The following is a 786-nucleotide window of genomic DNA, read 5'->3' on the forward strand; positions in this document are numbered from 1 at the left end:
ATGAGGGCAAGGCAGTGGTGGGCGCCGGCCACCTGCGCAAGCAGGACCTCGGCAGCGGCGCGGTCGCCGGTGTCCGCGCTCGTGACCATCACGGCCAGCACCAGCCCGAGGGTGTCGACCACGACGTGCCGCTTGCGCCCGTTGATCAGCTTGCCGCCGTCGAAGCCGCGGCTGTCGGAACCGACGACAGCGTCCGCCTTGATGGACTGCGAGTCGATCACCCCGGCCGTCGGCTCCGCGTCCCGCCCCATCCTGATGCGGACCCGCACGCGCAATCGGTCGTGGAACTCTGCGATCAGAGCGTGGTCGCGCCAGCGGCGGAAGAACGCGTAGACCCGGTCCCACGGCGGGAAGTCGGCCGGCATGGCGCGCCATTTGATCCCGTTGTCCACGAGGTAGCGGACCGCGTCCAGCATGGTGCGCTGGCAGTACGCCTCCGGTCGGCCGCCCCGGCCGCGCATCCAGCCCGGTACCGGCAGCAGCGGCCGAATGGCCACCCACTCCGCGTCCGTCATGTCCGACGGATACCGGCGCTGCCGCTCAGGCCGGTCGGCCGCGTTGCCGTACACATGCGCGAGGCAATCACACGATGGAGCAGCCAGGTTGGACTGCCCGGCCATCGACACGGAAGACTGCGGCACCGGGGCCTCCTGGTGCTCTATGGATTCGACACCCACGAGCTGTTCAGGAGGCCCCGTCTTCATGCTCTCGCCACGGCAGGATCACCCGACCGGGAATCCGCGTTCGACCGCCACCACCCAAGATCGAAAAGACAACAGCTACTTA

1 protein-coding gene is annotated in these 786 nt (G+C 68.8%); it reads right to left on the reverse strand.

Annotated elements, in window-relative coordinates; genetic code table 11:
* On the reverse strand, window positions 1-641 hold a 641-nt coding region (locus PV419_RS52940; protein WP_319701258.1), incomplete at its 3' end, for an IS5 family transposase.
* Window positions 642-786 lie beyond the last annotated feature (145 nt).

Source organism: Streptomyces sp. ME19-01-6 (genome assembly GCF_033793745.1).
In the GTDB taxonomy this organism is placed as follows: domain Bacteria; phylum Actinomycetota; class Actinomycetes; order Streptomycetales; family Streptomycetaceae; genus Streptomyces.